The 8955-nt window shown below is 72.3% G+C and carries 8 protein-coding genes; 3 read left to right on the top strand and 5 right to left on the bottom strand.

The annotated features are described in order from the left end of the window. Positions 1-70 precede the first annotated feature (70 nt). Genes MXD58_RS13450 through MXD58_RS13440 form a run of 3 tightly spaced genes read left to right on the top strand, consistent with a single transcriptional unit; the run spans position 71 to position 2558 of the window. Positions 71-817, top strand: a complete 747-nt coding sequence (locus tag MXD58_RS13450; protein ID WP_248839164.1) for an ABC transporter permease — start codon at positions 71-73, stop codon at positions 815-817. Next, the gene (locus MXD58_RS13445) at positions 814-1830 is read left to right on the top strand and encodes an ABC transporter substrate-binding protein (RefSeq protein WP_248839163.1); all 1017 of its coding nucleotides are present in this window, start codon (positions 814-816) and stop codon (positions 1828-1830) included. Before MXD58_RS13450 ends, MXD58_RS13445 begins: the two co-directional genes overlap by 4 nt. Further along, complete coding sequence (locus MXD58_RS13440; RefSeq protein WP_248839162.1) at positions 1827-2558, top strand: TenA family protein; 732 nt, start codon at positions 1827-1829, stop codon at positions 2556-2558. The genes MXD58_RS13445 and MXD58_RS13440 overlap by 4 nt, the downstream gene beginning before the upstream one ends. A gap of 93 nt (positions 2559-2651) precedes the next feature. Here the strand turns inward: MXD58_RS13440 and MXD58_RS13435 are convergent, their stop codons facing one another. From MXD58_RS13435 to MXD58_RS13415, 5 genes are all read right to left on the bottom strand, one after another. After that, positions 2652-4514 (bottom strand): class I SAM-dependent methyltransferase, encoded by a 1863-nt coding sequence (locus MXD58_RS13435; protein ID WP_248839161.1) that lies wholly within the window; start codon positions 4512-4514, stop codon positions 2652-2654. A 9-nt stretch (positions 4515-4523) separates the two neighbouring features. Next, complete coding sequence (locus MXD58_RS13430; RefSeq protein ID WP_248839160.1) at positions 4524-5714, bottom strand: nucleotide disphospho-sugar-binding domain-containing protein; 1191 nt, start codon at positions 5712-5714, stop codon at positions 4524-4526. 64 nt (positions 5715-5778) lie between these two features. Further along, positions 5779-6687 (bottom strand): alpha/beta fold hydrolase, encoded by a 909-nt coding sequence (locus MXD58_RS13425; RefSeq protein ID WP_248839159.1) that lies wholly within the window; start codon positions 6685-6687, stop codon positions 5779-5781. A 28-nt stretch (positions 6688-6715) separates the two neighbouring features. Further along, the gene (locus tag MXD58_RS13420; RefSeq protein ID WP_248839158.1) at positions 6716-7054 is read right to left on the bottom strand and encodes an acyl carrier protein; all 339 of its coding nucleotides are present in this window, start codon (positions 7052-7054) and stop codon (positions 6716-6718) included. Between the two features lie 6 nt (positions 7055-7060). After that, positions 7061-8955, bottom strand: a 1895-nt coding sequence (locus tag MXD58_RS13415) for a 4'-phosphopantetheinyl transferase superfamily protein (protein WP_250609365.1), incomplete at its 5' end; no start/stop codon positions are given.

Here is an 8955-nt window from a genome sequence, read left to right as displayed (position 1 = left end):
GGGCAGGTGCGGGCAGCAGCGCCGGGCAGTTCGGGGCCGAGCGGGCCGTGGCCGGGCGCGGTGGCCGAGCGTGCTGGTGGGCGTGGCGCTGATCGGCTGCTGGGAGTTCGTCACCAGGGTGCTGCGCGTCGAGGAGTACATCCTGCCGGCGCCGGACCAGGTCGCCACCGCGCTGGTGGACCGGTGGGACAGCACCCTGCGCAGCGCCACCTGGGTGACGTTCACCGAGATCACCCTTGGTTTCGCCAGCTCGGTGGCGGCCGGCCTCGCCCTTGGCTGCGCCCTGCACTTCTCCGCCACGGCGCGCCGTGCGCTCTATCCGCTGCTGATCGGCTCCCAGACCATCCCGGTCGTCGTGATCGCGCCGATGCTGGCGATCCTCTTCGGCTACAGCATCACCCCGAAGCTCATCCTGGTCGCGCTGATCTGCTTCTTCCCGATCGTCGTCGGCACGCTCGACGGCCTCGCTTCGGTCGACCCGTCCCTCGTCGCGCTGATGCGCACCCTCCACGGCGGGCGGATGGCGATCTTCACCCGGGTCGAGTTCCCAGCGGCGTTGCCGTCGGTGTTCACCGGCCTGCGCCTCGCCGCCGCCTACGCGGCGACCGGCGCGGTGTTCGGCGAGTACTCCGGCGCCGCCGACGGGCTCGGGCACGTCATGCGCCAGGGCGTGCCGCAGCTGCAGTCGGCGCTGGTGTTCGCCGCGATCGTGCTGCTCACCGCGATGTCGGTGGCCCTGTTCGGGCTGGTCAGCGTCGCTGAGCGGCTGCTCGTCCCCTGGCACCACAACCACCTCGGAGAAGGGACCACCCGTTGATCTCGCCGCGTAACCGCCGGCTGATCCTGATCGCGGCCGCGATCACCGCCGTCACGCTCGCTGCCACCACGGCGTGCGGCTCGGACGGGTCCTCGGGCGCCGGGCCGCGGTCCGCCACCGTGCTGCTCGACTGGGAGCCGAACCCGGACCACCTCGGGCTGTACTCGGCACTGGACGGCGGCGACTACACCGACGTCGGGCTGAACGTCACGCTGCGCTCGCCGTCCGACCCGTCCGATCCGCTGAAGCTGGTCAGCACCGGCACCGTCGACCTGGGCGTCTCCTACGAGCCGGAGGTGGTCATCGCCGGCGCGGAGAAGCTCGACGTGATCGCGGTCGGCGCCCTCGTCCCCACCGCGCTGAACTCGATCATGGCGGTGGGTACGGCCGGCATCACGAAGCCCGCCGACCTGGCCGGGAAGACGGTCGGCACCTCGGGACTGCGTACCGACGAGGCCTTCCTCGACGCCATCGCCAAGGCCAACCACTTCGACTCGGCGTCGATCCACCGCGTCGACGTCAGCGCCGACCTACTGCCCGCCATGATCTCCAGGAAGGTGGACGCGACCCTCGGCGCCTACCGCAACGTCGAGGGCGTCACCCTGACCGACCGCGGCCTCGCGCCGAAGATCATCCCGGTGACCGACGCCGGCGTGCCGCAGTACGACGAGCTGGTGATCGTGGCCCGGCGCAGCCGCCTGGCCAGCGACCCCACCTACGCGACGGTCGTGCGCGACTTCCTGCGGGCGACAGCCGCGGGCACCGCACGGGCCCTGGCCGACCCGGTGAAGGCCACCGACGCGCTGTCCGGAGCGGCCGACAGCTACGACCCGAAGCTGCTGCCGAAGATGGTCGCGGCGACCGCCCCGCTGCTGCGCAACCCGGCCGGCTTCGGCCGGATGGACATCGCGGACTGGACATCGTTCATCACCTGGATGCGCACCGAAAACCTGATCAAGACCACGGTACCGACCGCCGACGTGGTCACCGACGTGTACCTCCCGAAGCCGTGACCCCCGAAGCCGCGACGGCTCCGTTCACCGCCCACCTGTGGGCCTCCACCGAGCCGCTCTACCAGGCGATCCTGCGCCATCCGTTCCTCACCGGGCTGACGGACGGCACCCTGCCGCGGGCCGCGTTCGCCCAGTTCGTCGTCCAGGACTCGCTCTACCTGCGGGACTATGCCCGAGCGCTGGCGGTGTGCGCGGCGAAGGCGCCGACCGAGGCGGACGTGCGGGCCCTGGCGACCGACGCGGCAGAGGCCGTCGCAGCGGAACAGGCCATGCACGCCGACTTCCGCAACGCCCTCGCCGGCACCGGGCACCCCGGCCTGCGCCCCGGACCCGGACCCGAGGACGCCCCCGACGCAGGCAGCGCAAGGCCGGTGCCGCCCGCGCCGACGACGCTGGCGTACACCAGCTACCTGCTGGCGACGGTCTACGGCGACTCGTTCCTGGCGGGCCTCGCCGCGGTGCTGCCCTGCTACTGGGTCTACGCCCGGCTCGGCGCGGAGCTGCTCGCCGCGTCCTCCCCTGACCCGCTGTACGCGCGGTGGATCGCCGCCTATGGCGATCCGGCGTTCCAGGCCGTGGCGCAGCGGGTCATCGCGCTCACCGACCGGGTGGGCGCGGAGGCGTCACCGGCCGAGCGTTCCCGCGCGGCCAGGCATTTCGCCGTGACCACCCGCTACGAGTGGATGTTCTGGGACGCCGCCTGGCGCGCCGAGACCTGGCCGGTCTGACTTTTCGGCCCGACCGATCACCGCTGCTCGGTGACGAGTCCCAGCGTGCCGAGCCGGCGAGTCAGTGTCTCTACGACGGGAGGGCGGCGGTGGTCAGACCTCCTTGCGGGCGATGATCAGAAAGGTGCTGCCGGACTTCTGACTGTGCGCATAACGGCTGGTCAGCCAGTCGGCAACGCGGGCCAGCGCCAACAGCGGGGTGATCATCACGCGGACCAGCGCCCAGAGGATCATGCGGACGGGGACGGCGGCCTGCCGGAGCCAGGGCATCGGGCGGGGTGCGATCGCGGCGGCGGCGAGCAGCACCGCGCCGGTCAGGTCGCCGGGGCCGCGCGGAGCGGCGAAGCGGACCAGGACGGGACGCAGCCCACGGTCGGCGAGGGCGGCCAGCAGGTTGTCGACGGGGATGAAGTTGACCCGCTCGGGCACGGCCCACCCGGACCAGAACCGGCCGAGCCAGCGGGCCTGGCGGCATTCGGTGTTCGGTAACTCGCAGAGCAGGTGGCCACCGGGCGGAAGCGCCTTCGCGAGCGCGTCGAGCTCCGCCGACGGGTCGGGGCTGCGTTCGAGGTAGCCGAACATGCTGATCACGTCGTACCGGCCGGCCACCGCCTCGGCGACGGCGGGCAGGCGGCCGTCGTAGCCGTGGTCCAGCCAGCCGCGGTGCAGGCCCTCGTCGAGGTTCGCGGGCGTGTCGACGCCGTCGAAGACCGTCGCCGGCCAGACCTCGCGGGCGGCGTTCGGGAAGTGCCCGTAGCGGCAGCCGACGTCCAACCAGGTCCGCGGCACCACATACGGCCAGATCGCGGCGGCCTGCGCCCGGCGGCCCCGCGCGATCACCGCCAGCGCCTGCTCGGCGGTCTCGGCCCGCAGCCCGTCGTAGCGGTCGCGTTCGTAGAACTGGTGGCCGGCACGACTCAGCGGCGGGTTGAGGAACACGTGGTCGCAGCGCCGGCAACGTTCCAGCCGGAATCGGCCGGGCTTGTGCATCAGCATGTCGGGCGAGTCCAGCCGGGTGGCCAGTTCGAGTGAGCCGCACCAGGGGCAGTCGTCGCGCTCCCGACCGAAGAACCGGTCGAGGCCGGCGCGCACGGCGTTACCGTAGGCTTCCCGACTCGCCGCCGTGCGCTGCCTGGCCGCGTGCTTGACCGGGTCGGCCGGTAGGCCGGCGGCCTTGGCCTGCGCGGCCCGGGCGGACTGGCGGCGCCCGGCGCGCACCGAGTCGATGACGAACAGCACCCCACCGAGAAGGCGCACGATCGGGGAGCGGATCAGATCACGCGGTGCCAGCGGCACCCGCCCGGCACAGACGACGAACGGCTGGAACCAGAAAAGCGCGGTCGCCGCGATCCCCCACCGCCAGTTGACCTGGGTGCCGATCGCGGTGCACAGCTGCGGTACGAACGGGAAGATCTGATAGTGCCGGGTGAACCGGTAGGCGCGCTGCTGCACCCGGACCCGCATCGCCGCGTCGTCGCGGGCGGCCCGCAGGCCGGGCAGCACGACGAGGTCCGTGGCGTCCGCCGCGTACAGCTTCAGCCGCTCGGTGACGTCGACGAGTTCCACCGGGTCGTAGTCGTCGCGGCGGTCGATCCCGGCCCGGTCGAGGATCTCCGAACGGACCAGCAGCGCCTGGAAGGCGCCCCGCCCGGAGGCGGTACGCGAGGTGCGGTAGCTGCGGGTGTCGACCATGCGGGCCAGGTCAAGGGCGCGCTCGACGGTGAGGTCGGCCGGGACGAGGTCGAGGACGCCGAGCCGGTCGCGGCTGGCATGGTAGCTCGCCGCGCGGCGGGCGCCGTCGCTGATCCGCACGCCGGCGGCGAGGAGGAACTCGTGGTCCGGATCGACGGGGCGGCCGGAGACGGGCACGGTCTCCAGCCGGCGCAGCCGTCCGCGCAATCGCACCCCGTTCAGAATCAGCCCGACGCACACCAGGATGGGCAGCCAGGTGAGCACGCCGTCACCTCACACGATCAACTTCTCGACATGCTCCGCCGCCGCGACCACTCCGCCGGCTCGGGCAAACGCGTCCCGCAGCCTACCCGCGGCCTCGCGGTAACCCGGATCGTCCAGCGCCGCCGACACCGCGGCCGCGACCCCGGCCGGACCGGTCCGGCCGAACTTGATCCGCAGGCCCGCGCCGCTGCGGACCACCTGTTCGCCGATGATCGGCTGATCGTCCCGGACGGGGGCCACGACCAGCGGCAGGCCATGGGCGAGGGTCTCGCAGACGGTGTTGTTCCCGCCGTGGCACACCACCGCGGACAGTTTCGGCATCAGCTCGACCTGCGGCACGAACGGCGCGACGAGCAGATCATCCGGTGCATCGAGGTCGTCGATGAGCCCAGCGGGCGCGACCACCACGGCCTGCACCCGATCGCGCAACGAGAGCAGGCCCTCGGCGGCGGCGTGCAGGAACCGGCCGCCGGCCTCCCGGGTCACCGTGCCGAGCGAGACGAGCACCGCGCGGCGGTCCTCGTCGAACCAGTCCCAGGGAAACGGCGCACTCAGCGCGCGCTGCCCACCGGCGGCGCTGCCCACGAACACGGTGGACGGCGACACCCTCGACGCGTCCCCGAGCAACTCCCGCACCGAGAAAACGATCACTAAGTCGTCGGAGAAGCGCAGGTCGCCATGGGCTGCCGCAGCCGCCGACACGCCGTGCGCGAGCTGGAAGCCGCGCAGCAGATCGGCGACCCACTGGCCGAGCCCGGCGAGCACACCGTAGGGATCGTCCAGCTCGGCGGAGGTCGTCGCCAGCGTCACCCAACGCACCCCCCGGCGCCGGGCCACGAGCGCCGCCCCGATCGCCTGCTGATCCGCGACGAGCACATCCGGGCGGAACTCGTCGACGACGGCATCGATCGCCGGCAGCGCCGCGGCGCCCAGCGGGAGCAGGAACTCCTCCCACAGGAACTTCAGCGACGCCGGGCCGCGCAGCCCTTTGGAGCGTTCGACGATGGCGGCGTTCTCGGCTTCGCTGGTGGTCCCGGGCAGCGGGAACAGCCGCAGACCCGGCGGGACCAGCGGGCCGATCACCGAGGTGTGCCCGGCGATGGCGACCTGATGGCCGCGGGCGGCCAGTTCGCCCGCTACGCCGACCGCGGGATTGACGTGGCCGGTCAGCGGCGGCACGACGAACAGCACCCGGCTCACGTGCGCTGGCTCCTCATGTACTCCGTCCTCATCGCGGGGGTACGGCTTCGGCAACGCCACTTCCTCAGGTGGACAGCTTCTGGGCGATCTCCGGCCTGGCGAGGTTGGGCGGCGGCACCATCTGGGTGACCCACTCCGGCGTCTCGAACCGCCGCTCGGTCGGCGGGTGGAACTCCGGCTGCGGCGCGTCCCGGTCGAGTAGCCACCAGCCGAGTAGTACGCGCAGGAATGCGGTGGCCTCTCGCAGCACCATGTGGGTGTGGTGGGCGAGGATGACGAGGGTGCAGTCCGGGACGAGGGCGGCGAGGCCCTCCGCCTGGCCGATGATGTCGGAGTTCTCCCCGTACACGGCCAGGACCGGCACCGGCAGGGCCGCCAGCGCGTCGCGGGAGAACGGCGGGGTCGCCAGCATGTCCGTGGCGATCGTCGTCTCCCCGATCAGCCGCCGGGCGGAGCGCAGTGCCCGGCCGGCGACCCGGCCGGCACCGTCCTCGATCCATCCCGCGACTTCCTCGTCGGACATCGCGACGAGAATTTCGCTGAGCGAGCGCGCCATCTCCTCGCCGAGGCCTTCGATCAGGAACGGCGGCTCGATCAGCGTCAGGCTCGCTACCCGGTCACTGGACTCCAGCCCGTACGCCAGCGCCATCGTGGCGCCGTAGCTGTTGCCGACCACGTGGACCGGGCGGTCCACGCCGAGCACGTCGAGCAGGCCCGTCAGGTCGGCGAGCGAGTCGGCGAGCTGGTAGCCAGCCGCGGTGCGCTCGCTGCGACCGTGACCGCGCAGGTCGTAACAGATCACGTCGCAGCCGGCGTCCGCCAGCCAGGTGCCCAGCGCGAAGTAGAAGCTGGACATGTTGTCCATCACCATGCCGTGCACCATGACGACGACCGGCGCGTCCGTGGCCGCGCCGCCCTTGGGCGTGAGCCGCTGAACGTGGAGCCGGACGTCGTTCGCGATGACCTCAGTCACGAACACATCTCCCTGTGTGGGTGCTCGGTCAGGCCGAGCCGGCGGACGCCGGAGCGCGCAGGCTGTCGACGATGAACTGGACGACCTCACCGACATGCATGTTGATGACCTGGTCCACGTCCATCTTGGCGAGGAAGCCGACGAAGTCGACAGGGTCGCCGTAACGCTCGCGCAGGCGGTCGGCCAGCGCGACGAACTCGATGCTCTCCAGCTCGAGATCCTGGCTGAAAGTGGTCTCCGCCGTGATTTCCAGATCGAGCGAGTACTCCTCGCCGATGACCTCGCGCAGGTCCTCGGCGACCTCGCCGAGGACCTGGGCCTCGATCGACGTGCGATCCGCCTGCGCCACACCACTAGTACCAGACATGATCCTTCACTTCCTCTCGCTCGAAAGGCCGGCGGCCTCGACCTCGGGTGAAGTCCAGGCAACGACATAGCTGGCGACGATCCCGGACCGACCGACGGGGTCGCCTCCAGGGACAGATTCCGCTGTTTGCAGCGCGGGCGCAGCCCCGGCCACAGGGCTGACCACCCGCGGGTACCCGGCCTCGATCACGGGTCCGCCGCCGTTGCGGGAACCCGCGCCACCGCGCTGGGCCGGGCCGGAACGGGACGGGACGAATCCGGCCGGCAGGCCGTCCGGCCGGACCTGGCCGGTGGCGTCCACCGTACGCAGCGCCACCCACCGGGAATGGAGCGGGACTGGCCCGTCCGGGCCCTCCCCACAGGTGGTCACCCGAACCAGGTGGGGCGGCGTCTCCCCCGCCCAGACGGCCGACCAGCCCGGGGCAGGCGGGTGGGGACCGTCGACAACGAACTGACGCGGACGCCCCGCCAGACCGGTGCGGTCGGCCTTCGCCGCCGCCTCCTTCGCCGCCCACAGCCGAGTGAACCACAGCCCGCGCAGGTCCGGATCGTCGCCGGCCAGCCGGTCGAGCAGGGCTCGCTCCGCCGGGGCGAGCGCTGCCTGTTCCACCCCCGGTGTCCGCGCCTCGACCTTTTCGACGTCGATGCCGACCGGGCCGTCGGCGGACACCACCGCCACCGCGAGCTCCGGTTTGTGGGCCAGCGAGACCCACGGCGGGTCGAGCACGGGCATCCCCGGACGGGTTGGCAGCCCGCGCACCTGGGGCGCGCCCGCGTCGTCGTGGTCGATGCCGACCTCAATGCCCCACACCGGTCCCGCGCCGCGATCCCACAGCCAGCGCCGGACCGCGTCCTGCGCGGCGATACGGCCAAGCAGCCGGCCACGGGCGGCCCGCGGGTTGAGCTGGGCGAGTTGGTCGCGGGCGGCGGCGTCGAGGTAATGCCGCACGATCAGTTCCCGGGACGCGGCGTCGCTCCACCGGTCGTGGGCGGCATGCCAGCCCTCGCCCGAGGGGCGGGCAACGGTGTGCACCTCCGGGGCCCGGACCATGGCCCAGAGCACCTCGTCGTTGGCAAAGCGCCGGTCGGTCCAGGCCGACACCACCGCCCACAGCCGACCGTCCGCGCGGCGCAGTTCCAGGTCCGCGGTGACCGTCTGGTCGGCGACCCGGCGAATACGCACCACGCAGTCCAGCAGGTCACCCTCGACCGGCGGCGGACCGTACAGGCGCAGGTCGGCGATGGTCGAGGGCAACAGCAGTGAGTCGGCCGGCAGTTGCTCCATCGCCCAGTAGCCGAACAGCTGACCGGCGTTGTCGAGCAGGGCGCCCGAGGCCGCGGGCACCCGCAGCCGGCCGCGGATGCCTGCGGCGCCGATGCCCTCGACGTCCTCGATGCCCTGGTAGCCGGGGCCGTGGAAGAGGAACTGGGCGGCGTAGAGGTCGCGACCCTGATGCCGGGACGGTCCTTCGCCGGGCAGGGGGGCGGGCTTCGCGTCGTTCGCGGGCGGCGTCGGGTAGGCGTCGGCGAACAGTACAGTGCCCCGTGCGTAGCCGTCTATGATCACGCGGACGACATCCGGCCCGGTCGGGGTGACCGTGATCGAAAGGTCGACCGCCGGTTCGATCACCAGCCAGCGCAGCGCCCGGACATCCCGCAGGCCGACCGGCACCCGCCCGGCAGGCAGCACCGCCGCCGCCTCGGCGATCATCATTTCGAGCATCTCGGTCATCGGCACGACCGGAAAGCGGTCCGTCCGGTCGTGCCAAGCCGGCGGCTGGCGGTAGAAGCAGTGGTCGATGATGTACGGCATCGAGTCCAGGCACACTCGGCGGCGCACAGTACGCGCCGCGGGCACGGGCGGCGCCGGGGCGGTGGGCGCGACGGGCGCTGGGGCAGGCA

Origin of the sequence: Frankia sp. AgKG'84/4, assembly GCF_023242965.2 — a bacterium.
Classification (GTDB): Bacteria; Actinomycetota; Actinomycetes; order Frankiales; family Frankiaceae; genus Frankia.
This window is presented reverse-complemented; position numbering and strand designations above follow the sequence as displayed.